This is a genomic window from Bdellovibrionales bacterium, assembly GCA_016716765.1.
Classification (GTDB): domain Bacteria; phylum Bdellovibrionota; class Bdellovibrionia; order Bdellovibrionales; family UBA1609; genus JADJVA01.
In genome coordinates this window covers 58,482-82,704 of sequence record JADJVA010000001.1, presented here as the reverse complement: position 1 = coordinate 82,704, position 24,223 = coordinate 58,482, and the positions used below count along the sequence as shown (strand labels likewise).

16 protein-coding genes and 1 pseudogene are annotated in these 24,223 nt (G+C 45.8%); 8 read left to right on the top strand and 9 right to left on the bottom strand.

All coding sequences use genetic code 11. The features are described 5' to 3' along the window. Nucleotides 1–12 precede the first annotated feature (12 nt). Complete coding sequence (locus IPL83_00380) at nt 13–2,730, bottom strand: adenylate/guanylate cyclase domain-containing protein (GenBank protein MBK9037618.1); 2,718 nt, start codon at nt 2,728–2,730, stop codon at nt 13–15. Between the two features lie 173 nt (nt 2,731–2,903). Here IPL83_00380 and IPL83_00375 point away from each other — a divergent pair, with 173 nt between their 5' ends. Continuing rightward, nucleotides 2,904–3,329, top strand: coding sequence for an STAS domain-containing protein (locus tag IPL83_00375; protein MBK9037617.1), 426 nt, complete (start codon nt 2,904–2,906; stop codon nt 3,327–3,329). A gap of 39 nt (nt 3,330–3,368) precedes the next feature. On the opposite strand, the gene IPL83_00370 is transcribed toward IPL83_00375, so the two are convergent. The 4 genes from IPL83_00370 to IPL83_00355 all read right to left on the bottom strand — a co-directional run bounded on the left by IPL83_00370 (nt 3,369) and on the right by IPL83_00355 (nt 10,629). Then, nucleotides 3,369–5,006 carry a DUF1501 domain-containing protein gene (locus IPL83_00370; GenBank protein ID MBK9037616.1) on the bottom strand — a complete coding sequence of 546 codons (1,638 nt, stop codon included), beginning with the start codon at nt 5,004–5,006 and terminating at the stop codon, nt 3,369–3,371. 13 nt (nt 5,007–5,019) lie between these two features. Continuing rightward, the gene (locus IPL83_00365) at nt 5,020–6,459 is read right to left on the bottom strand and encodes a hypothetical protein (protein ID MBK9037615.1); all 1,440 of its coding nucleotides are present in this window, start codon (nt 6,457–6,459) and stop codon (nt 5,020–5,022) included. After that, nucleotides 6,456–8,630, bottom strand: coding sequence for a fibronectin type III domain-containing protein (locus tag IPL83_00360; GenBank protein ID MBK9037614.1), 2,175 nt, complete (start codon nt 8,628–8,630; stop codon nt 6,456–6,458). Before IPL83_00360 ends, IPL83_00365 begins: the two co-directional genes overlap by 4 nt. 526 nt (nt 8,631–9,156) lie before the next feature. After that, on the bottom strand, nt 9,157–10,629 hold the full coding sequence (locus IPL83_00355) for a hypothetical protein (GenBank protein ID MBK9037613.1): 1,473 nt from the start codon (nt 10,627–10,629) through the stop codon (nt 9,157–9,159). Nucleotides 10,630–10,715: 86 nt separating this feature from the next. Here IPL83_00355 and IPL83_00350 point away from each other — a divergent pair, with 86 nt between their 5' ends. Beyond that, complete coding sequence (locus IPL83_00350; GenBank protein ID MBK9037612.1) at nt 10,716–11,360, top strand: hypothetical protein; 645 nt, start codon at nt 10,716–10,718, stop codon at nt 11,358–11,360. Nucleotides 11,361–11,379: 19 nt separating this feature from the next. Here IPL83_00350 and IPL83_00345 read toward each other — a convergent pair whose 3' ends face one another. Continuing rightward, the gene (locus IPL83_00345) at nt 11,380–12,573 is read right to left on the bottom strand and encodes a thioredoxin domain-containing protein (protein MBK9037611.1); all 1,194 of its coding nucleotides are present in this window, start codon (nt 12,571–12,573) and stop codon (nt 11,380–11,382) included. Between the two features lie 206 nt (nt 12,574–12,779). Here IPL83_00345 and IPL83_00340 point away from each other — a divergent pair, with 206 nt between their 5' ends. After that, nucleotides 12,780–14,402 carry a ChaN family lipoprotein gene (locus IPL83_00340; GenBank protein ID MBK9037610.1) on the top strand — a complete coding sequence of 541 codons (1,623 nt, stop codon included), beginning with the start codon at nt 12,780–12,782 and terminating at the stop codon, nt 14,400–14,402. Next, nucleotides 14,402–16,282 carry a DUF4339 domain-containing protein gene (locus IPL83_00335; protein MBK9037609.1) on the top strand — a complete coding sequence of 627 codons (1,881 nt, stop codon included), beginning with the start codon at nt 14,402–14,404 and terminating at the stop codon, nt 16,280–16,282. The genes IPL83_00340 and IPL83_00335 overlap by 1 nt, the downstream gene beginning before the upstream one ends. A 34-nt stretch (nt 16,283–16,316) precedes the next feature. Here IPL83_00335 and IPL83_00330 read toward each other — a convergent pair whose 3' ends face one another. Beyond that, complete coding sequence (locus tag IPL83_00330) at nt 16,317–16,619, bottom strand: HU family DNA-binding protein (GenBank protein ID MBK9037608.1); 303 nt, start codon at nt 16,617–16,619, stop codon at nt 16,317–16,319. Between the two features lie 146 nt (nt 16,620–16,765). Here IPL83_00330 and argS point away from each other — a divergent pair, with 146 nt between their 5' ends. After that, complete coding sequence (gene argS, locus IPL83_00325; GenBank protein ID MBK9037607.1) at nt 16,766–18,475, top strand: arginine--tRNA ligase; 1,710 nt, start codon at nt 16,766–16,768, stop codon at nt 18,473–18,475. Between the two features lie 94 nt (nt 18,476–18,569). Then, nucleotides 18,570–18,998: an AAA family ATPase gene (locus IPL83_00320; protein ID MBK9037606.1), complete on the top strand. Its 429-nt coding sequence runs from the start codon at nt 18,570–18,572 to the stop codon at nt 18,996–18,998. 38 nt (nt 18,999–19,036) lie between these two features. Here IPL83_00320 and tnpA read toward each other — a convergent pair. Then, nucleotides 19,037–19,395 (bottom strand): annotated as a pseudogene (tnpA, locus tag IPL83_00315) (IS200/IS605 family transposase). 103 nt (nt 19,396–19,498) lie between these two features. Here tnpA and IPL83_00310 point away from each other — a divergent pair. Both IPL83_00310 and IPL83_00305 read left to right on the top strand, forming a co-directional pair. Further along, nucleotides 19,499–20,737, top strand: a complete 1,239-nt coding sequence (locus tag IPL83_00310; protein MBK9037605.1) for a transposase — start codon at nt 19,499–19,501, stop codon at nt 20,735–20,737. Nucleotides 20,738–20,981: 244 nt separating this feature from the next. Further along, entirely contained in the window at nt 20,982–21,896 is a 915-nt protein-coding gene (locus tag IPL83_00305; protein MBK9037604.1) for a hypothetical protein, read from the top strand. A gap of 52 nt (nt 21,897–21,948) precedes the next feature. Here IPL83_00305 and IPL83_00300 read toward each other — a convergent pair whose 3' ends face one another. Beyond that, a complete protein-coding gene (locus IPL83_00300) occupies nt 21,949–24,150 on the bottom strand; it encodes a hypothetical protein (GenBank protein MBK9037603.1) in 2,202 nt (733 codons plus the stop codon). Between the last annotated feature and the right edge of the window lie 73 nt (nt 24,151–24,223).

Genomic DNA, 24,223 nt, shown 5'->3' with positions numbered 1-24,223 from the left:
CTTGTCAATTTGCTACTTTGAATGCATGACGAAGACGCCGTCCCAATCAGCTGAAGGTGGCTCTGCAATAAATTCCTCACAGCGTTGGACGTATAGCTGCGACACGGGGTCTTCGGGAAGAGCGAGCAGAGCCTTCCTAAAATGATCCATCGCAGGTGCCCAGGACATTTCATGATATTTTTGATACCCCTCTTGGAACCATTTCAGCATTTCGATGACTTTGTCATCCGGTTTCTTTTCTGAAATGAGCTCATAAATTTTTACCGGCAGAACCTTTCCCTTGACTTGAACCCAGTCAATTTCGCGGCAGAAGAAGTCATTCTTTACCTCACCGTAGGTAAACTCTGAAATGATAATACGGGTGCCGTACTGTTTGTTGATTCCTTCGAGGCGAGACCCTAGATTGACTGCGTCACCCATGACAGTGTAGCTCCGAACAGTTTCAGATCCCATGTTTCCCACGCTCATCTCTCCGGTATTGAGGCCTATGCCAATGTCGATGGGTGGGAGGCCTTTTTTGATGTATTCATCTCGAAGTTCTTTGAGTTTTTCTATGTGTTCGAGAGCTGTACGGCAGGCATATTTTGCGTGATCTGGAAAGAAAATAGGGGCACCAAAAAAAGCCATAATGGCATCGCCCATGTATTTGTCGAGAGTTCCTCGATTCTTAAAAACGATTTCGGTCATAGGGGTGAGATAAGAATTCAGGAGATTACTCAGTTCATGAGGGTCAAGCTTTTCTGAAATCGTCGTGAAACCACGGACATCAGAAAAAAACACGGTCATCCTTGTCTTGCGACCGCCCAGCTCGATTTTTTTGGGGTCAGATAAGATTTCTTCGACTATCGCAGGAGAAACGTATTTTTGAAATGTAGAACGAAGTTCGCGTTTGTTTTTTTCTTCAGAAAAATATTTATAGAAAGTTAAAGATATGTAAAGCGTTAGGATCAGTATGAATGGGTGTATGATGGTGATGACATAGCCATTTGCGAAGGAGTAATATTTATCAAATATCATGGTTGCGGCCATGGCAGCAAACGTGAGTACCAATCCGAGCAGCGCTCCGAGTCGAGAGATGGAGATAGTTAAGAGAATGCCAATTGCTAGAAGCGCGAGTGGCATTCTCAGATCTTCATCTGGGTGAGGTCTGAGAAAATCTCTTCTGAAAAGATTATCTATGACATTGAGATGAGTCTCAGCTCCTGGGAAATTCTCGTCAAAGGGAGTTACTCGCAAATCATAGATGCCTACGGCCGTCGCTCCGAAAACAAAGACTTTATCTTTTACCCAGTCGGCCTTGTTGACTTCTACTGTGCGATTTTTGTCCCAGCGACGTTTGTCTTTGTCCCAAACATTTTGGGTGATTTTTGCTGTGGGACTATCACTCAACAGTTCAGAAACTCCCAAATAGGGAAACATGTTTTGTGGGCCGGCGTAATTGATCATCAGGCTTCCTTGGCGATCCACAGGGACGTCAAATACAACTTTTCCATCTTCACTGTTGGTGATCGAGAACTTTTTGATTACTTTTGATTCATATTTAGCGTCTTCGCTGATCTCTACTTGAGCATTGTACCCCATTGAGAGAAGGAAGGCTTTTAGCGAAATCGAAGGCACGTAATGTTCACCATTTCTTACGACCAACTGTTTGCGCCGGATTGTTCCATCGTCGTCAAGATGAGCGTTGAAATATCCTGTGTTTTTCGCTTCAGATGATATCAATGGAGTATTCATCACCCAATTGTCGGCCACGGGTATCAAATTTCTCTTGTAGCGATCCTTAAAGGAATTCACAAACTCTTCGAACGTGTTGAAGGGAAAAGACGATGCGTCTTCTTCGGCTTTGACGTGGGGCCAGGAATCAGCAAGCGCAGAATAAAGAACATCTTCTTTTGGATCGAGCCAGTTTCCGCAATAGTCTGCTTGGGCCTCGCGAATTTTCCAGTTGAGATCCAGCTGTTCTCTGAGATTCTTAGGTGGAGGAGTGTTTTGAGTGATTTCAGTTGCAATAACCTTGAGATGTTCTTTGTAGATCTCTGCCATGGCATCTGGAATATACACGTCGTTCTGGTCGACAATAGCTAAAAATACTTCTTCATTGTCCCAAATCTTATACGCTGGGGTGCTTTCGTAAATATAGTTGAAGCAACGATTTGGATAGGTTGCTTTTAGTAGTTCATTGTTGTTGCCTTCAAAGAAGGAACCCAGGACGATGTGGCCAGAATTTTCTTTTATTGATGCTGAGAGAATTCGATCTGAGTCCCTAGAGACGAGTTCTTCAGAAAACTTTCCCTCTCCTATCGAATTTAGGGCTCCTTCTTTTTTGAGTTTTTCAAATATCTCCTTTGCGGGATTTGCCGACTCCTCTGAAAACACGGCATCGAAGGCAATGACTTTGGCTCCAAGGCTCACTGCCTTGTCGATGGTTTTGGCGATGATCTCTCTTGGCCAGGGCCAGCGTCCAAGAGTTAAGACCGACTGTTCATCGACGGCCAGGAGTGCGACATTTTCAGAGGGAGCTCGAGGTCCGCGTTGTTGGAGTCTAAAATCAATTGTCTTTTGATGGGCTATTTGAAGAGACTTAATCAGAAAACTATCGACTTGTTGTCCTTCCTCCAAATGAGTGGCGTTATAGTAATTCAGACTGAGGAGGGCGTATGCCCCTGTGATGACAAATCCTAAAGTGTAGTGAGAGAAGATGTAGTTCATCCAGGACCAAAATTTTTTCATAAGTTCACTCGTGTTAGTTGTCTTTTGAGATGCTGTTCCATTTTTACGGAGAATTGGATCTTTGTCCCTACGACAATGGGCCAGATTTTTTCAAATAAGATAGGGCCATCTCTTTGGAAAGGATAAAAGGACTATAATTGGGAGGAAGAGAAAATTACAATCTGGGGTTGATAATGGAAATTAAGTTTGAGCAAATCAGTGCAGATATCATGGCAGTCTATTTGAGGGGTCGCATTGACCTTGAGACAATTGAACGCTTTCTCGGTTGCCTTGATCATCTTAAGTCCTATAAGGTCATTTTTGATTTGAAGGATCTTTGTTTTGTGGGGTCCAACGGAATCTCAATCTTTGTCTCTGCTATCCAGCAACTCAATCAAACAAGCCGTATGGGAATCACTTTTTGTCATGCGAGTTCAGAGTTTAAGAGAATTTTTGCAGCGACTTTGGTTCCGGAGATCGCGGTTCATGATGATTTTCAGAAGGCTCATCGCGCGTTCAGTCTCCCTCAAACTCTAACCCCAAGCATAGAAAATTCTGCCATCCCTTCGGTTTCATCCGTCGAAGCCAGTCCTCAGGCCTATGAGGGTACAAAAAACTAAGGGGCATACGACGCACATCGAATGCCCCTTGGTAGCCGACTAAATTTGTTTGGCTAGCTCAATTGTAGGCACAATTTTTCCGGTCCCGTCTGTGCCGATGATTTTGCTATATGCGGTGATCGGGGATTGGGTTCTGAGTAAATAGGCGAGAGTGGCGGCAACATGGCCCAGGGTCAATTGCCCCGAAGACTGTCCTGCAACAGGTGCCCCATAGCCCCAAGTTCCTGGTGCAGCAGAGGTTGCTCCTGTTTCCTTTTTGATGTTGCCAAGAACAATGGGTCCCGCGATGGCGCCTGAATAAATAGCGGCACTGGCACCCTGAAATCCGTGGTCGGAACCAGTTCCAGCTCCCCTAGCTGAACGATTAAATTCGCCAGCAGTGTCAATGACCGTATCATTCCAGATGTTTTCAGCTTTGAGTCGATCAATCAGTTCAAGGAGGCAGGACGCATAGGCTCGATAGTACATGGTGTTGAGATAGAGACTGGGAATCGCTCCTGTGTAGTGCTCGTCGAAGGTGGGAGTGGCCGAGGTGTTTCCGGATAACGACAGATTTGTTAAACCACCCGGAAGAATTGCCATTGAAGAGGAGAGGTTGTTGACCAGGACATATTCGGCAACGGCAAAATGCTCAGCCATTCTCGTAATCGTGGTATTGGCCGTGATAAGATTTCTGATATCGGAGGTTGTCAAAATGTTGGTAATGCTGCTCAGGCGATGGGTTTCGGTGCGGGTTCCGGTGAGTCCGATCGGGGCATTGTTGATGCCAGTAAAGATCCTCGTTGGATCAATGGCCCGCGAAATCAGATCTCGATATTTTGCCAGAAGACTATTCCAGATGCCCGTGAGGTCGCCAAAGCCTTCATTCAGGAGGGTTTCAGCGCCTTCTCTGCTCTGAGAAATAATATCGGCTCCTGGATGTCGATCAATGGCATACTGTTCAATTTCATCCAGAGCGGCATTGATTGCAGTCTGAACTTTCTGTTTGTTTGCCTTGTAGCCAGCGGGCAATGTTCCCATAAATGGAGTGAGAAGGCTTTGGATCATGTTGCCGGAGTTACCGAGATTGATCGCAGCTTTACCTTTGGTGGAGAGATATCTGAACTCTGTCGCCGAAAGATTTACAGCAGGGAATGGGTTTACAGAAGCATCGCCAGAGAGAGCTGGTACCGACTTGACGGCACCCAACGGACGGTATCGTAAAGCTGCGCTGCCTCCGTGGCCGGCGTTTGCGGTCGTAACGCCTCGTATGTGAAGGAGGTTGTTTAGAAGATCTGTCATGGGTCGATCCCCTCCACTCGCTCTGGGAACGGGGAATTGCCACATGTAAGGAACGTTGATGCCTTTGGCCAGAACAGTTGCGTATGTGACAGAAGTGGCTCTGCCTCCTGAGAGAACATATTTTGTTCCCACTTGGGCATTTGCCACAAAATTGCTGGTGTTGTAGGGTGTCAGGAACAGATCAAATGTCCAGCGGGGAGGAGCGCCTATATGCTGGATAAACAGGTAACGGCGAGGGTTGGCTGCCTGTGCGTGGGCTTTGCTGATCATTCCATTCAAGATTGTATCGAAAAGTAACTGAATTGGGTGAGAGGCGATTGTAGAACCAAGAGTTAGGCCAATCTGGGATAGCATATCCCTCCGACCTTGGATAAATTTATTGTTCTTGCCTGACATGTGCCTCTCTCCTTTAATCAAGTAGTCCAAAATCAGAAAGTCGATACCGTGGATGATTGATAATATCTCTCACCAATGTTCGCAAATTTTGGTGAGTTTTCAAAGACACCCCAAGACCAATGATAATATTTCGATGAATGAGGTGTTCAGCGGAGAGAGTCCCGTGATCAGGATCTCCGAGATCGCCAATGTCGGCGTCGATTCCAGTAAAATATTGGTAATACCTCTTTGCGATACAAACGTAGAAATCGTTCGTGTTTGCTATTTGGTTTCCAAGTTCCTGGACGGAATTGATTGGGACATTGACTAGGCTTCCGTTGTAACTTCGATAGTAGAAGGTTCCTCGCGTGGGACGCCGGTAATAGTTGGCATCCACTGTGCTGGGCCAGCCTGTTTCGGCGGGCATATCCGTTGGATGGAGATCTGTAAAAAAGCCACCCCAGCGTGGGGTAAACAATGTATTTCCTGCCACAATTTCATATTTGAAATTTCGAATGACAGACGAGGCTCGATCAATCGAGGCATGGCATTTGACACAGTTTGCAGTTTGCCGGAATTCCACAGCACTTGTTGGGGCAACAAAGCTATCTCCATCTGCCTGTCTGACCGCAGGCAAATCTCGACAGAGAGCATCGTGAAAAAGGCTTCGGGCCCATTTCCGGGGCATTCCTAATCCACCACTTGCTTTAAATGTGGAAACTTCATCAACGGTAGCCAAGATGTAATCCTGGGATCCAAGAAATCCTCCTCCACGCGTATCATTTACGGCAACATCTCCTGATATGACCTTGCTCGTTGAAATGACCGTATAACTGAAATTCCAGATTTGTCGGCTTAAATCTTCAACACCAATCAAGTCACCGCGAGCGGCAAATTTCACGGCTGATCCAAATGAATAATCGGGTTTTGTATAGGTACTGACGCCGGCTATAGGATCATTGTCGGTTCGAACCACTCTCAGATATTGCGGTGTTGTGACAACGAATTTGGCTTGGATTGATGGGCCGAAGAGGGCTTTTGTGTAGTAAGCTGCTGGATTACTGCTATCAAAGAGATCTCTATTGCTGATTTCATGTCCCGCTCCAAGGGTATTTGGAAAGGCTTTGATTTGAAACCAAGAAGCATGAAGGTTGTGGAAATTATTAATGACCGCCTTAGCCACAGGATCGGCGGGATTGGCAATGGTGCGTGCTCCGACAGTGAGTCGGGCTCGATCGAAAACCTCCATGCAAGCATCAACGGCCGTCTTAGAACCAGAAGCCACTGCTGCATAGAGTGGATCCGTGCTACTCGACCGGAGTTGAGTGAACTGAGCGTAGCACCGCATGAAGATGGCTAATTGGGAGAGGGATTCCGCTTGGGAATTGTGAAATGCTCCACCGCAAGTAAAGGTCAAAGTAAGAAAGGCAAGTAATCCAAATAAGTTGGGCTTGGCTGTTGATTTGTATTTCATAATAACTCCAATGCTGATCCCACACAGAGTGGCACCATGGTGTAACGCCAGGCATTTAAATCGCCGAGACCTTTGGTGCGGGAGTCACTGACCACAGAGATCAGAGAACTGATGATTGCGGTATTGGGATTGTGCCCTGGGTAAAAATGATCAAATAGGCGTCGAAGGTTCGTAGTGTTCGCAGCCGCGGTCAAAGTAATTCCTGCGCGACTGAGAGCATTCTGCACGGATCTATCTTTTGCTAGGATTTCTTCGCAGGCTCTTGTCATATAGCCTTTTCGTAAGGTACTCGGAGTAGGCAGCATGGATGCCGCAATATTTTCATTAAGGTCTCCAACGCAGCGGGTTTCATATTTTCGACAAGGTCCGCCGAGAGCGCCCGTTTTATCGAGTAGTAGAGTATTGATGAGATTTGAAATCGGCGTATCTGCTGCGGTTCTTTGTGCCACTTCGGGTAAAAATAAGTCAGTAAATGTTGAAACTACGTAAATTCGCGTGCCGATAGGCGCGACGTAGCGCAAAGGCAGACCTGGAGGCGGTGGAGTCGTATCGACGAGAGCTGTTGCGATAGCTTGTATCTCGGCAGGTGTGAGTGCTGTGATGGCGGGTTGGGAACTCATTTGTGCAACAGAACTGATCGCTGAAGTGATTTGAGCAGCTGTTTTATTTTTCTTTGTGGAAGTAGCGAGTGGATTGTGACAAGAAGCACACTTTGAACCGTAGAGAGCGACCCCATTGGGTGGTGGAGGAGCTTGAAGAGTTCTAGCAGATACAGTCACACCACTGGAGACGTCGGGAGTGGTTTTCCCGTTGATGGCGCAAACCCGAAAAGAGTACTGCGTGTTGGTGGTTAATCCGGTCACTTGATGAGAAGTTCCAGAGATCAATGACTCAGAGATCTTAGTTCCGGTTGCGCAGTTGGCTGGCGCTGTCGCACCCAGTTGATAAGAAATCCGATAATCAACAGTAGATCCACCGCCCGAGGTCCAAGACAGAGTGATTGCAGAAATTGAGTTTGGCGTTGCAGTCAGTGCCGTAGGATTGGGTGGTGGAGCCGTGTTAATGAGAGTTTTTGCAGATACAGTCACACCGCTGGAGACATCGGGAGTGGTTTTTCCGTTGATGGCGCAAACCCGAAAAGAGTACTGCGTGTTGGCGCTCAATCCGGTCACTTGATGAGAAGTTCCAGAGATCAAGGACTCTGCGATCAGAGTACCTGTTGAGCAGTTGGCTGGTGCTGTCGCACCCAGTTGATAAGAAATCCGATAATCAACAGTAGATCCACCGCCCGAGGTCCAAGACAAAGTGATTGCAGACATTGAGTTTGGTACGGCAGCCAACGCTATAGGATTTGGGGGTGGAAGTGGAGCGGTATCGACGAGAGCTGTTGCGATAGCTTGTATCTCGGCAGGTGTGAGTGCTGTGAGGGCGGGTTGGGAACTCATTTGTGCAACAGAACTGATCGCTGAAGTGATTTGAGCAGCTGTTTTATTTTTCTTTGTGGAAGTAGAGAGTGGATTGTGACAAGAGGCACACTTTGAACCGTAGAGAGCGACCCCGTTGGCTGGTGGAGGGGTTTGAAGAGTTGTTCCCGAAACTGTGACACCGCTGGAGACCTCGGGAGTCATTTTGTCATTGATGGCACAAACTCGAAAGGAGTACTGCGTGTTGGTGGTCAATCCAGTCACTTGATGAGAAGTCCCAGAGATCGCGGACTCTGAGATCAGAGTACCAGTTGCGCAGGTGGCTGGTGCTGTAGCACCCAACTGATAAGAAATCCGATAATCAACAGTAGATCCACCGCCCGAGGTCCAAGACAAAGTGATTGCAGCAGCTGAGTTTGGCGTTGCGGTGAGCGCTGTTGGATTAGGTGGTGGCGGCGTTGTGCTGACGAGTGCTGTTTCGATGGCTTGAATTTCGGCGGAGGTGAGAGATCCCAATGAGTTCATTTGTTCAACGGAACTGATGGCCGCAGTAATCTGAGCAGCTGTTTTATTTTTCTTTGTGGAAGTGGCGATCGAATTGTGGCAGGAGGCGCAATGGTTGCTATATAGTTTGATGCCGTCTGTGCTTCCCAGACTGGGAATATGGATTTTCCTCTGTCCCTTGCCGCAACCAGTGAGAATTAGCGCTAAACCCAAAGCGATGCGCCAAGCATTTATTTTGACCATGAATTGACCCCTCAAACCCAGAAAAGTGGACAGATATCCAAACACCACATCGCTGTAAAAGAGCAAAGGAAGGGCCATGAAATGAGGTTTTGAAATGCCGTATTTGGCTCTTGATCTGACCGAGATTTGATCGATTGATCATTCTCTTTCCATTAATGCCCTAACATCCCGTTCTGCAAATACCAAGCGATTCCATCTGGTTGTATTTACCAAGGGAAGATGACCTCTCTATGTTTCGTTGTGCGACACTCCCTAATCTGAGTTCATTCACTTGTGCCAGGGGGGCGTGTGGATGAATTTGGTCAATGAACCTTGAACTGGCCCACTTGATTGTTGTTCCAAACTCCAAGGGCGCCTGGCTGAAGCAATCTCAGGGGTTCAGGATCGAGTTCGGCTTGGTGCAGTGCTCACAACGTGAGCGCTGCTGCCGGACGCATGTTTGAAGATCCTGGACTCCTGAGATTTGCTTTAGCCAGGCGCCCTTGGAGTTTGGAATAACAATCAAGTGGGCCAGTTTAAATGAACCTCAGATTGGAGGAGGATCTTGGTAGCTATCTTGGACTTGATCGCCCGTTTTGTCGACAGAAGCGGGCGAGAATCCAGACTGGATTTCACTGATTAATTTTTCAATGCGTTGGACAAGCTCCCGTCGTTGTGAGGGCTCAGCTTCGCTGCTCTTCTGTTGTTGCTCATTTGTTCTAACTGCAGTGGCGCCTAAATATCTGACCTGTCCCTCTAGTTCTCTAATTTTTGTTGAAGTTTGCAGATGATTGGCGTCCCTTTGCTCTTTTAAGAGATTTACTTCGCGTCGCTGCTCAATGAGCGAGGTGCTTAATTGTTGATTCAGATTCTGCAAAGCCTGGTGTCTCTCTTTGAGCTGTTCATGCTGTTGGTGAGTATCGCGCCAGAGACACTCGAGGCTTTCGATCCGATCTTCAAGCTCTCTTTTAGAGGTGCTCAGTTCATCTCTTTGGGACTTTATCAATCCCATTTCTTTATTTAATCGATCAACTTCGAGGCCTCTTTCCTTGGCTTCTCGCCTAAATTCAGCAAGACCCTCCTGAAGTTGGTTCAAATTTTCTTCGTATTGAGTCTTAGCGTCGCTGAAGCTCCTCTGGGTGGCAACGAGTTGATTCTCAACAGAAATCTTATCTTGAAATAGTCGTTCCTGGTCCGTGAGTAATTCTTCAAGTTCAAGGATTCTTGAGGAACTGAGCTTCACTTGTTCTCGGAGGTCCGAAAACTGGTTCTCATAGTTATCCACGAGTTGTCTTTGGTTGCTTTCTGTTTCGACGGATTGGCGCTGAATATGATCAACGGCTTCGCCGAGTTTAACTCGGAGTTCAGATAAGCTGAGAGTTTCTTGTTGCAGTCGAGACGTCAATTTTTGATTCTCATGGGCCAGGTTTTGAACGCGTTGTACTGCTTCTCTTTTGCGGTCTTTGGACAATCGATTGATTCGAGTTCTGTAGGTTGTATATCTCGCAAGTCGTCTTGTTGTACGTTCAACTTTTGTGGAGAGGTAGTCCATTTTTTCTCTAGAAACAGCATAGTACTCAGCGTAGCGAATTTCTAAAAGTGAAACCTGTTCTTTGAGTTCTTGAATTTGTCTTTCGCTTGTTTTGCGAGTGTTGCCTTGCAGGCGGTCCTTTTCTCGATACACAAGTACCTGGTCAGCCAGCGCTTCATTTCTGTCTTGTAGTTGCTTTAGGGTGTTCTCAAATTTGCCAGCCTGTTCTTCAAGGATGGAATGACGGCGGAGGGCTACGTTTAGCCTTGCCATCAAATCCTCGTTTTGGCGAATGAGCGAATCAATAGCGCCTGATTTTTGAATATTGTCAGGCAAAATACTGAGGTCCAGTTTACGAGGAAGATGTGTGGGTAAAGGGATTTTCTCCACAATTCGCGATTCTTCCCAGCCTCTCTCTGGCACATCTTCCAAAGTGTCCTCTATAAAATCGATCTTTATATGTGGACGAAAGGCTCCTTCTTCTACCATCAGCTTTACCCCTTATCGCCGGCAGGTTCTTCGGACCATTGTTTCATTAGAGAACGTGCCTTGTCAAAAATCGGACAATACTCTAGTTGACACACAAAGTAAAAGCTCAAACTTGGACCTTTGTCGACCGAAAAGAATTCATGGGAGCAGTTACTCAGGTCGATTACAGTCAGTTAGAAGCCGAAAGGCTGGCGAACGTAGATCTCGAGCTACAGAAAGAGCTTGAGATGCGAAGCAAGACCACTGGAGGGGGGCATACCACCCTTCGGCAGGTGGTCCTCCGTCTCGTTACGGATGGAAACTACCCTTTGGCAGAGGAAGAACTCAAAGTTTACATGCAATTTCGGAATGATTTTCCGAACTTTATTTATCGAAGCCAAAAGTATGTGGAGCACTGCAAAGATCTTATTCAGGCGATCTCTGCCAAGCGAAATTTTAGGGGTATGCAAACCCTCTCTATGGCTAAACAGCAGGAATTTCACGATAAGGTTCTTGAGCATTTTGATGAGCTTAAAGACTATTTGAAGCAGATAGAAATGGTGGAGAGAGAAGTTCGCCTCGAGGATATTCGATCGACGGTTTGGGTGATTCAAGTATTTTCCCAATGCGTACTGGGCATCGTCGCCTTGGCATTTCTTCTCGATATCAACCATGGCTTGGCAACCTCATTTATTCTTGTCATGGACAAGTTAATAGACGACGGCGCCAACTGGCTTATCAATTTAATTTGAGATCACTTCTCTATTCAAATTATTGGTTTATCAAACTTTGATAAACCCTCTCTAAGACTGGTATAAGCTGGCCTCTCGGAAGTTTTTTACCATTCACATATATTGTGGGCGTCCCTTCAACTCGAGCAGAAACCCCCAAACTGGCTTGGGCCTTAATCAGATCATGGGTTTCAGCAGAATCAATGCAGGCCTTCAGGTCGTCAAAGCGAACCCCGATTGATTCGGAGACATTCTTCAACTCCCAATCAAGCTCGTCTCCAGATTTTTTACGGCTCATTTTATCTTGTTGGGCAAAGATGAGATCATGCAACTCCCAGCCCTTATCTTGCCTATTGGCGCAAAGCACTGATTTTGCCAAACGGCATGAGAGACCGTCTCCTTGTGAGATCGAAGAATTGCAGGAGGCATCCAGTGGGAAGGCGAAAAACTTGACGAGCACATCGGCCTTGGCTTTTGCAAAGGCCGAAATGGGAGTTGCTGCCATTTTGCAATGTCCACAGCGAAAATCAGCAAATTCAACGATGGTCATACGAGCCCCTTCAGGGGGAGATCCTTTGCTGAGCAAAGGGGGAGAGGAAAAGTCATAGGTAGTTCCTGCCTGCCATTCAAGAAAGCTTGAATTGACAACCTGGTCTAAATCTCCAGCTCCATAATGCTGAATAAAGAAATTATGAAGAAAAAAAGCACCGCCAGGGATGGCAAGAAAGTAGATCAAATTGATTCGGGCGGATGTGAACAAAGAGAGGATGTCCTCGCCGATCTTCGCAAAAAATGGATCCTGTAGCTCTCTTCTCATGCACTCGAAAGTTACAAAGGAGGCCAGGTAGGCAAAAATACAAAATAGACAATAAGTGCCAAGGAAAAAGAGAGAGATTGAACCCATTGCGATCGATGTCGCTGCTGAAAAACCAGTCAGTAAAGTTGTCAAACGCAGCAAACGCCCTTTCGATTCTGTCAAACTTAGACCATAGACTAGGAGCATCAGGAGGAAGATAAAGTTAGCGGCGAGCCCCCAGATGGCCATGGGTATCCCAAACAAAGAGGCAAAACGGGAAGCGCTCACAGCATCGCAGTTGAACTTCGCGCTGAGAGTGCAAATGGCATCGCCTTCTGCCACACCAAGGTGAAGAGGATAGTAGTGAAGAGCGAGATATCCATGAGAAAAAATTGCGACGATGAGACTCAGCAGTGCTAGGCGGACTTTCCAATTCATCTTGGGCCTCCGGGTGGTACCATGGCGGGTTGTTGAGGGCTTATTTAACCCGAAAATCTTTTCCCTCGCAAACTATTCTGTCTTCTTGCATTCAAAAACTGTATTTGCCAAAGTAGGGTGTGGAGTGGGTGTAGGTGACTGGAAACAGGGTTTATCTTTGGATTTACTGAGGGATTTTTGCTGATTTGAGACAGGAATGAGGGAGAATGGGAATTGATAGTCTTCATTGGCTCCGAACGCGAAAGAGGCTCCTTCAGCAGCTGAAGAAGCAGGTAAAGTTGCGCTTGGGAGGCGAATCGGAGGATATTCTTCATTATGCACAGGAATATAAAAATGAGTTCAATGGCAGATGGCGAGAGGTTTCTCAACAGCAATTTCAGGGCAAATTAGTAGAGGCGAATCTTATTCTTGGAGGAGATTTTCATGCCTTCGGCCAGTCGCAGAAGAGTCACCTGCGACTGTTGAGAGATTTTCCAAACAATGATTCTGTCATATTGGCGGTCGAGTGCTTCGAGTCCCGACATCAAGCGGCAGTGGATGCCTATATCTCATCTGAGAAAATGAAGGAAGAACAGTTTTTGGAAGCAATCCAATGGTCAGCTCGTTGGGGGTTTCCATGGGAGCACTATCGGCCGCTTTTTGAACTTGCACGGGAAAGAAAATATCGAGTTGTAGCGCTGAATCGCTATTTTAGAACTCGGTCAGAATCTAATCTACAAAAGAGAGATATTCATGCTGCCAAAGTTTTGGCTGCGACTCGGAGAGCTCACCCGAATCACATTGTCTATGTCATTTTTGGGGATTTGCATTTGGCGGAAAAACATTTGCCAAAAGCTCTAAAGAAAGAAAGAGCTTTGGTCAAAGAAAAGATTCTTCGAGTCTTCCTTAATTCAGAAAAATTATATTTTAGGCAAGCAAAAGAGGGGGCGGTCAGCCGTCATATTGTTTTGCGTGGAGCGAAAGATCGATATTGTCTCTTGACGGCTCCTCCATGGGTCAAGTGGCAAAGTTACCTTATGTATCTTGAGCAGACCTATGATCGTGATTTAGAGGAAGAGGGCGGAATCGACTACACTGATCATGTGGCCTCTCTGATTCGATTGGCAGGAGATGATTTAGGAGTCAGGCTCAAAGCCCAGGATATTGCAGTCTACGGCAGTGAAGATAGGTCTCTTCATCAGATCTTCCAGAAATTACTGAGCGATTACGAGATGAGAATCCTTGCGCATTTAATTGATCGTGATCGGAGTTTCTTTGTTCCTCAAGGTGGAATGTTTTATCTATCGCGTCCCACGATCAACCACGCTGCGGGATTGGCCGGACAATACATTCAAGCCAAATTGAGCGGAAGATCACGTACTGTTTGGGATATGCCCAAAGATTTTATTGCCTCGATTTGGGTTGAATCAGTCAGTTTTTTTGTGAGTAAACTGATAAACTCTCACCGAATGAGTGAATCCCTGCGATCTCTTCGCCAGGAACTGGAAGCGGGTGATCCGAAGGGTCGTGGCCGGGATGTCCTCCTCGTTGTTCTTGATCAGCGCATGAGCGAAATTATTCAAATTCACAGTGGTCGCAAGAGATCTCGCCGCTATAAACCTTCGAGAAAGAGCCAATACTTGGATGCTTCAAGGATTTTGGGGAATATGATGGGTGAGAGAATGTTCACCGCATTTAAGCTAGGTCGCTTACCGCGAAAGAGTCTGATCAATTTGATCTCCCAGGATGTTTTTTCGGACGATTTTTCGGAGATCTACTTTCAGACAATCAGAAGGCTTGAGTCACATGGTTCAGAATCCCAGAAATATTTGATCGGGGGGAGCGGGTGATGGCCAAATGGTATTTTGTGGATGAGGGGAAACCTCGAGGACCTTTGGGTGAAAATGAAATTGTGCTTGCCGCAAAGGAGGGGCATCTGGGTCCTCTGGATCTCATCTTCAGAGATGGATCGGAGCGATGGATTCCAGCGCGCGAATTGGAATTTTTGCAGGATATTTTTCGCGAAACCATTGAAGGTCCTGATGTTGTGCCGCAGTGGATAGTATTGAGAAAAAAGCCTCGAGACGCTGGAGCTGGATATTTGCAGTCTGGACCCTATTCTACCGATGAAATTCGTGACAAGATCAAAGTGGGAGATCTTGATTTTGTAGACTATGTTTGGAAAGAGGGAAGAGAAAAGTGGTCCAAAATTTCTCATACGAGAGAGTTTAATCCAGAATACGAAGAGGTTCGGACCAAAGCAAAAAAGGCTTTTTCTGGGGTCCAAGTTCGGCCAGAATCAGCAGACGTTCAAGCTGAGGACCTTCTCAAAAATGTTCTCAAGGCAAAAAAACCAAAAAGTGGCAAGAAAGAGAGCTTTGATCCCGAAGCCACCCAACTGGATATTCCACTTGAAGCGCAAACTGATGCGCAAAAATCTGAAGTTCTTGATGATTCAGCAACTTTGACAGAATTTCGTGAATTGAGTCAGACATCTAGCTTACCTGGGGCGTCGACCTCTCAGGAGCGTGAGGAATTTCTCAAAGAGCGCCAAGCCAAGGCCGCGGTGCGAATTCCAGCTCCTGTGATAAAGAATGAAGTACCTGTGTTTGTTAAAAAGGAAGGTCGTTCGGATGAGGTAAAGACGGCAGTTCTTGGATTGATTCCCAGTTTGTCTGTAAGAGTATTTCTGACATTTATGGCGCTCACTTTTCTTGGCACAGGATTCTGGCTGGTTTATTCATCGATACCTAGGCGCGCCGAATTGGAGGCTCTAAAGAAACAGAAAGAAACGGATCAACGTGAATCTCAGCGCAGAGAAAAGGAGCAGATAGGACAGAGGAGCGAACAGGAAAAATCTGGGACTGAAGAAAGTAACAATAATAAGAGTGGAACCGATGAAAGTTTGGGTACTGCCGAGAAGATGAAGAAAGAGGATATCTCAAAAACCTCAATCGTGGCGACTCCTCCCAGCCCACCAAAACCCAAAGAATATCCAAAACAAAATCCTTCTTATTTAAAAATTCAAACCGCAGACTGGAAGGATAAGGCGCAGGCTCGATTGGTCTATGTGACGGATGGAAGTCATCATTTCCCGCTTTCGGTGACAGTTTACGGAAGACCCGGAGAGATTTTGTCGCGCGCAAGTTATTTGAGAAAATGGGAACTCAAGGCCAAGCCGGGTGAAGAGAGATCCTTGTCTTTCGGTAGCTTGGGGTTGGGGGATGGAAGTTATCGGATCTCAGCGAAGATTGAGAATGTCACAGCAACAACAACTGTGTTTATCGGAAGCAAGGACAGTCAGTTTCAGATCGCATTGCAAGCTCAACGAAAGAAATTTTCTTGGCGTCATCAGCGTGAAAAAAAGCGTCTCTTTCAAGTTACTGAGAAAATTTTAGCTTTGAGCAGGGACGTGGAACTCCAAGCTCGGAGTTTGGTTTTTCATCGCAAACGGGAGTGGAATGTTTACTACAAGACTTGGTCAGCAAAAGTGAGGGCTGCCTTTATTTCTGAAATGGACATCAATGGGACTTCCGCTCACAAATATGTCCATGCCCAGGAATGGCTTGATCTGAGACGTGACTTTGACGAGCTTCGAACGATTACGACCAAGGTTCATAAAGAGATAAATTCTCAAGGGGCACCTGAACTTGCGGCTTTGCAGGAGCTTGTGGTCGAACTGTCTAAATTTTCCCGCCGGGTCAAGGACCTTACTTTGTGGAGACAATAAGCTAGAAATTTAGGACTTGTTCTCTTCTCATATTTTAGAGCTGACCGGATTTCTTACGCCAACCGTTGATTGTGCTTTCCTTAAAATCCTTGCCTGGTCGGAAGCGAGGCACGCAACTTGCTGGAATCGTCATGAGAGAGCCAGTTTTGGGGTTGCGGCCATTCCGAGATTTTCTTAAGGCTCGATCGAAGGTGCCAAAGCCGACCAACTTGACTTCCTGCCCACTGCATACTGATTTTTGAACAATTTCTAAGATAGAATTTAAAAATTCCTCAGATTGAGTCTTGCTGATTTGGTTCTTTTGAGCTAACTGGTCAATCAATTCGGCTTTGTTCACTAAGTGTCCTCCCGTCATTGGGAATTAGGTGCGATTTTTTTGAGGATGGCCAAACTAAGGCGGTGTAATCGATCGGTCAAGAAAATCTAAGCTATGGCTGGTGAAAATCATTTAAAAGAGATGAATTAACTGGTAGTTTCAAAAATATGTTGACAGATTTAAAGCAAAAAATTGTTACCGACCTCTCAGCCATCATTCATCTTCCGGAACGGGAAGTAATGTCCCTTCTAGAGGTTCCAAAGGGATTGGATCATGGACATCTGGCCCTTCCTGTTTTTTTTATGGCCAAAGAACTCAAAAAGGCACCATTCCTGATTGCCCAGGAGATAGCGCTTCAGATTAAGGCGCGTCAAAATCCTCTCATCGAAAATGTTGTGCCATTGAGTGGTTTTGTAAATATTCACCTCAACCCTCGATCTTTTCAGGAGGCCTTGCTGAAGTCAGTTCATGAGCAAGGTGATGCTCTAGGATATAGCGAGGAGGGAAGAGGGAAAAATGTCGTGATTGATTTTTCCTCGCCAAATGTTGCAAAGCCAATGAGCGTTGGACATTTGCGGGCGACAGTGATTGGTCAGGCCATCGCGAATTTGGCCAAATCTCAGGGGTACAATGTCATTGGCTTGAACCATCTTGGAGATTGGGGTGTTCAGTTTGGAAAATTGGCTTGGGCCTACATGAATTGGGGACATGAATACGATTTTGACGCAAAACCTTTTGAATCTCTTTTTCAAATCTACGTTCGTTTTCATGAGCAAGCTGAACAGGATGAGAATTTGAACGTGCAGGGTTCGCTCGTATTTAAGAGACTTGAGGAAGGGGATCCTCAGGTAGCGGCAATTTGGAAAAAATTTGTTGATGTCTCTATGGTGGAATACAAAAGGCTCTGGGCCCTTTTGGGAGTTCAGCATGATTTGGTGCGAGGAGAGTCGTTTTATAACGATAAGCTGAAACCTACGGAAGCTCTCATAGAAAAAGCAGGTCTTTTGGAGGAGAGCCAGGGAGCCATGGTGGTTCGCCTTGAAAATGAAAACCTTCCGCCGTGTTTGATTCGAAAATCTGATGGAGCTTCTCTTTACGCAACTCGGGACATTGCGAGTGCGATATACAGACGAGAGGAATTGAAGGCCGACCTCAATCTTTATGTGGTCGGTGAAGAACAAACTCTTCATTTTAAGCAGGTATTTCATGTCCTGAAAAAAATGGGGTTTGAGTGGGCCAAGGATTGTCATCATATCGCTTTTGGTCTTTATCATTTTAAAGAGGGCCGAATGTCGACTCGAAAGGGAAATGTTGTTCTCCTAGAGGAAGTCCTCAGCAAAGCCGTCGAAATGATGAGAGACTTGGTTGAGCAAAAGAATCCAGATTTAAGCGGTGCCGAGAAAGAACTAGTGGCCCGTCAAGTTGGGGTGGGAGCCGTGATCTTTAATGATCTGGCCAATGATCGAGTGAAAAACGTAGAATTTGATTTGGCTCGAGTTTTGAGTTTTGAGGGAGACAGCGGTCCTTATGTGCAATACATGAACGTGCGTTGTTTGAGTGTGCTTCGCAAATACGGACATGAAGTCCCCCGTGAGATGCGAATTGTTTTAGATTCTCAATGGGAAAGAGAACTCATTCGTCAGTTGATGAATTTTCAAGATGTCCTTCACGGGGCCTTTCGCCAGTTCAAGCCTCACATTCTAGCCGTTTACCTTTTGGATCTTTGCCAAGCCTTTAGTCAATTCTATCATCACTGTCGTGTTTTGGGTGAAGCGCCTCAAATTGAACAGTCACGAGTGGCTCTCGTCTTTGCCGTTCACAGAGTTTTAACTTCTGGGCTTAAAATTTTAAATATTGAAGCCCCCGAGATGATGTAACGGCGTCAGCTCTTTTGATCCAAAATGGGGTCTATTATGAATGCCATTAGAAAATATGCTTGTGCGACCGCGGAATTCCTGGAAAAACGCGTATATGGTACGCCGTTTTCTAGAAGACAAGATCGCATCACATTTAAAGCACAAAAGCGTATTGCTGCTCGGTCCACGCAAAGTCGGGAAGTCAACGCTCTTTAGATCCCTTCAGCCGGATCTCACGATCGATCTGGCGAACGAAAGCCTCTACCGCCAGCATCTCAAAGACTCCGAGCTCATCACTCGCCAGGTAGAGGCTTTGTCTCAAAAGAAGCGACTCGTTTTCATCGATGAGATCCAGCGCATACCCAGCATGCTGAACACGATTCAAGCACTGATCGATGGCAATAAATCGTTGCGATTTCTACTCAGCGGTTCATCGGCGCGAAAACTGGCGCGCGGTCGGGCGAATTTATTGCCGGGTAGGATTTTAACAAACCCGTTTCAGAATTCTCCATCTAAAATCTTTGATTTAGGTGGAGATGAATGAAACTCGACATTCCTCCATGGATGGAGGAGGTCTTGAAATCAGGATGATTTTTCATTTTCCTGATTTTCTACATATTTTTTTATGACCTCAAGTGTCGCTCCGCCCGTCGAAATGAGACAATAGGCTCGAGTCCAGAAAACAGGTTTCGAATAATATTTCTTCAGGTGTGCTGGAAACTTCTTCCTAATAAGTCTGCTCGTTACGGTTTTTAGGTTGTTGATGAGCTTTGAAAGATTCATCGCCGGGTGTGCTTCAAAGAGAAGATGAACGTGGTCTCCTTTGCCGCCAAACTCGAGGAGTCTGCAGTCCCATTCACAAAAAGTCTGCTGAACTCTTGCTTTAGAAACTCTAATTGCTCCGGCTTGAGACATCTTTTTCGATATTTGGTTACTAACACTAAGTGATAGTTGAGACTGTAAACGGCGTGAAAATGTCCACGTAATTTCGTTTTTTCTTTGATTTGACTTTTCATAACACTAAATAATAAAGCAAACAAGGAAATGAATCCACTCACAAGACGCTACAAATTCGAAATTTTTCCCTCACCGGTGCAGAAACGGCATCTAGGGAAGATATTTGGCTCGGTTCGCTTTGTGTACAACCAATTTCTAAAGATAAACGAGGAGCTGTACGCGGATGGGATACAGAAACTCTCTCGCACAGAGATGCAAGAACATCTCCTCATCTGGAAAGAAGCCATTGACTGGCTGAGTGACGTGCCAAGTCAATCCTTGCAAGTTGCAACTCACGATCTCGATGTCGCCTATCAGAATCTGTTTGCAGGACGCGGTAAAAAGCCAAGACTCAAAAAGAAGTTGGCTGCGCAAAGTTTTTCACTCCCACAACCAAAAATCAAATCAGTGTCGGGACAAACTTGCGTATTTATTCCAAAATACAAGACTTGGATACCGATGAAAATGCATAGAGAATTTCCAGACGGTGCAAAGTTCGGTGCCGCCACCATCTCTAAAACTGCAAGTGGACGATACTTCGTCAGCATCGTCACAAAATTCAATACGAAGGAGAAAATTCTTTCAACCCATGATGGGATCGTTGGTGTGGATCTGAACATCAAGCAGATTGTTCTGAGTGATGGCGAGAAGATCCAGGTTCCAAAGACATTGGAAACGCTCGAGAGCAGAAAGCGCAGGCTTCAAAAGAAGATGCAGCGCCAACGAGATATGCAGAAATCAGAAAAGCGCGAAGATCGATCCAATAACTACGAAAAAACAAGATTTCGACTTGCAAAGTTGCACGAAAGAATAAGGTTCCAAAGGGAGGACTATCTTCACAAATTGGCTCTCAATATCTACCGCAAGAACCAAGTGGTAGCGATGGAGACACTCAATGTGAAGGGCATGATGAAAAACCGAAGACTGGCAAAGTCAATTGCGTTTCAGTCATGGGGAAGACTTGTTGAGATAATGAAGGTGTATGCTGTCCAATACGACAAACATTTGCATTTTATATCGACTTGGTTTCCAAGTTCTAAGATGTGCCATCAGTGCGGGTTCGTGAACAGCGAACTCACACTTTCCGATCGGGAATGGACATGTGAGTCATGTCATGCTCATCACGATAGGGACATCAATGCTGCAATAAATATTCAAAACGAGGGTGGGTCCTACCCCGTTCATCAGCCTGTGGAGAGGAAAGGCTCTGTTGTACGGCCGAAAGGGCGCCCAACAACCATGGCCTCGGCGAAGCAGGAATCATCAAGATTTGAGGTGGCATCGTGAGACGCCATCCGCTTGATGCTCCCACTTATTCCCGACAAGGGAAAAGTGGTGAGAGGTTCACATAATCTCAAGTCCTGGATTGAGAAGCTTGGACGGGGCTTTGAAGGGCTCGCTCGCCAAATTTTGTCAAAATTGTCGGATAGTTGTTGGACCTTTGCCAGGCTCTCCTTGACAGTTATTTTAGTTCTCTTTAAACACACAGCGATTTGTCATTCCTTTCTAATCGCCGAGGGGGCACGAGGTGGTGTGTTTACCAAAGCAATTATCAATTGCTGCATTTGCGCTTTTCACTCTCTTTATCAATTCGGCGCAGGGTGCTGGACTCATGTCCGAAAGGCCTTTTCAACAGATTCTGAAGCTTGGCTTTGCGCGCAAGTTTTCTGAAGCACTTGAGATAGCGCAGGCGAGCTATCTAAATACCGAACCCTCAGCTGTTCCACACAAAGTGATTTTTGGTCATTTTGCAGCAATACATTTGATTCGCCTATCTCGCACAGAAGAAGCCCGTGTTCTCATTTTGGAAATGGTAAAAACGCTTCCAGATCTTACTCACGAAGAAGGCATCATGTCCTTTGGCCAGAAAGGCGCGGTCACTCGATTGGCCGAAGTCCTATTGTCCAATCAGAAGGCGGAGGAGGCCATTTCCTTTATCAACGAAGTGCTCCTTGAAAAACCTGAATGGCGCGAAGAAAGAACCCATCGGCTTGCGTCCCTTTTCTACACTTTGGGAACAGCCCAAGCTGAAACTGGAAGGTTCCCCGAAGCCTTGATCTCTTGGCAAGTTGCTCGTGAATGTTGGAAGTCGAAAACTCTTCTCTGGAGAGAGATTGAGCCTGAGAAGTACGAAAAGTTTAAGGGGCTCAGTAGATACAATCCTCTCGAAATAGAGGTGGAGGCGTCGCTTTATGTCGGATACAAAAAGCAGAAACAAGAAGCAGAGGCTCGATCTATTCTAGATGCTTGGAGCCGTCATATTTATACGATGGGAGTCGCGCATCCTGACGATGCCGAACGGTCACAAGCTATACTTCGAAACACTATCAAAGGAAAAATCGCCGACCAAACTAATAAATGGGGTGTTAGCGGCCTCGAACAGGATCTATCTAACTACCGACCTGAAATAAAATGTGGAGCCCTTTTGGTCGCGTCCGCGCAGTAGCTCATAAAAGCAAATATAGAAGAGAACAGTAGATTTGAACCCCAATTATCGGTCAACGGTTGGAAGGAGAAGTCGAAGACCGTTGAAGAAGAGCAGGGAGTCCGCGCAAGTTCTGAGATACCCTACCCATCTCCGTGGATACTGTCAGATTGTCTGCGTTGGCTGGGACCAGTTTGCTTGGGTGGTGCATGCTTATCACATGCTGAATGACTTCGAGGTCCTCAATCAATGATTTCGTAAATTGAATGAGATTAATATTTGACTGAGCAAAAATTTCGTTGATCTTTTCAACTGCCAATGCTTTTGGCTCTTGTGAATCTGAATTGAAAAAGGCCATACGGTCTTGAATGCCTTCCAGTAGGGTTAAATCATCGGTCAATCTTCTGATCATTTCATCGAGGTGATTTGGATTGATCATGGAAGCAATTTCAGGCCAACCTCTGTTGTAATTAATGACGTTGCCTACACCGAAATCTACATTCATCACCCACTCGTAGATACTTTCAATTTCTTGCTTCAATTGTTTGGAAATATCTCCTAGTTTTCGAACTTCGGTTTGCGATGGAATAACATCAGCAGTGAAAATATTCTGCTTTAACGCGGCCCCAAGATCGGGCATTGGGGGTGTTTTATAAAGAGTGCTCGCGGCCTCCAAATCACCACGATCTTGTCTAAGCTGAAGAGACTCAGGTCTTTGTTTTTCATTGGGTCCCAATATTAGACGGGCGGAAGCACGAGAGAAGTATTCTGAGAAACCAACCATAAGTCTGCGGGCGATTGACGGCTTTTTGCCGTTCCTGCGATCAAGAGGACTGTTCCTTGAAGTCACATATTGGATAAACTTTTGGTGTTCAGCAGAACTGTCCTCAGAAATTCGAAAACTAAATTTCAATAATCGCCCGTAATGTGCCGCTCTTAACAAAAAAAGGCTCAGAGCTGAGGCGCGGCCAGAGAGAGTTTCTGACCAGAGTCCGGTGCTCTTGAGTTGATAGTCAAAATACTCTTTCGGGACATCTAAGGCCTTGCCAAATCCCCATGTATAATTAACTTCCATATTCAATTTTATATGTCCAAGCAAACTCGTTATTCGCCCTCCATCAGTATGTGGCTGAATTTCTGCGTATTTTGCCCCTGATCCAAATCTGAGAACAAAGTTTGGATCAACAAGTCTATCATATTTCCGCCATTCAAATAAACCGGGTTTAAAAGACCGGGTGCCAGCAATAAGACTTTTTAATCTGCCCGTTGACTGCTCAGGATTTTCGAAGACGCTTGATCTGCGAAAAAAGAAGTCATCAGCAGGAAAGTCCTGATCCATGAGCAAGCGGGGTTCTTTTTCCCAGAAATAAAGCAGAACATAGGGGTGGGTTCCTGTTCGTAATAGAGTGTCTTGGAGCAGGCTATGGAGGGAAGGTTCGACCTTTTCTTTCACCACCTGGAAATATTTCTGCTCCAGCATGAGATCGTAAAGTAAATGACAAGTCTGGAACACAATTCGAATCCCGAAGCGAGGTTGAAGTAAGGGGGAAATGACTTCTAGGAAGGTCTCAATAAAATCTACCAGTAGGGCTGTCGCTCGCGGATTGTCTCGATAACTAACGTTTTCGAAATGGACGGATTTTTCGTAATGTTCGAAATGATTGATAACAACATTGCTGAGCAAATCTCTTAAAAGTTCAAGTTGCTCAGTCAAAAAGTGATTTATTGCCAATTCTTCACGGGCCCACTCAACTGGAATCACTCCGCTGGAAACAGAAGAGATATTGTAGTACAGAATTTTAAAAATTTCGTCTTCAGCTAAATTATTATTAGAGAGTATATGATGGACTGACGTCTGATAATCATGGATGAGAAGGGCAAACCGATACTTTGGGTTGGGACTTGCGGCATCTTGAACCTTCGCCTTCGCTTCCGCGACCCAAAATGCTATGCCGTTTTCGTCGATAAAGCGATTGAGCGATGGCAGTGAATCAAAGTGACCCGATGACTTGGCGGATGATGGGGGCGGTGGTGCCTGGATTTCCAAAGGCAATGCGGTCGCTTGGCCAGGATGGGCAGGTGCAGTTAGGGCAAGGGCTTGGTCTTTTGGCCCAGCAAGGACCTTTAGACAAGGCTTGGGTTCTGTTTCAGTGGGTTCAACTGCTGAAGCGGGATAACTCGCAATCGCCTCGGCAGTTGTTGGGTACATCCAGACTATAAATAAGCAAATTACAAATAAACAAATAAGGGTGATTTCATGGACAATTGCTTTCATGTCTCGTGGAGTTATCGCATCGCGCTAAACGTGTCAATCTTGATACTAAGAGGATGAAGTTACGACAATTCGA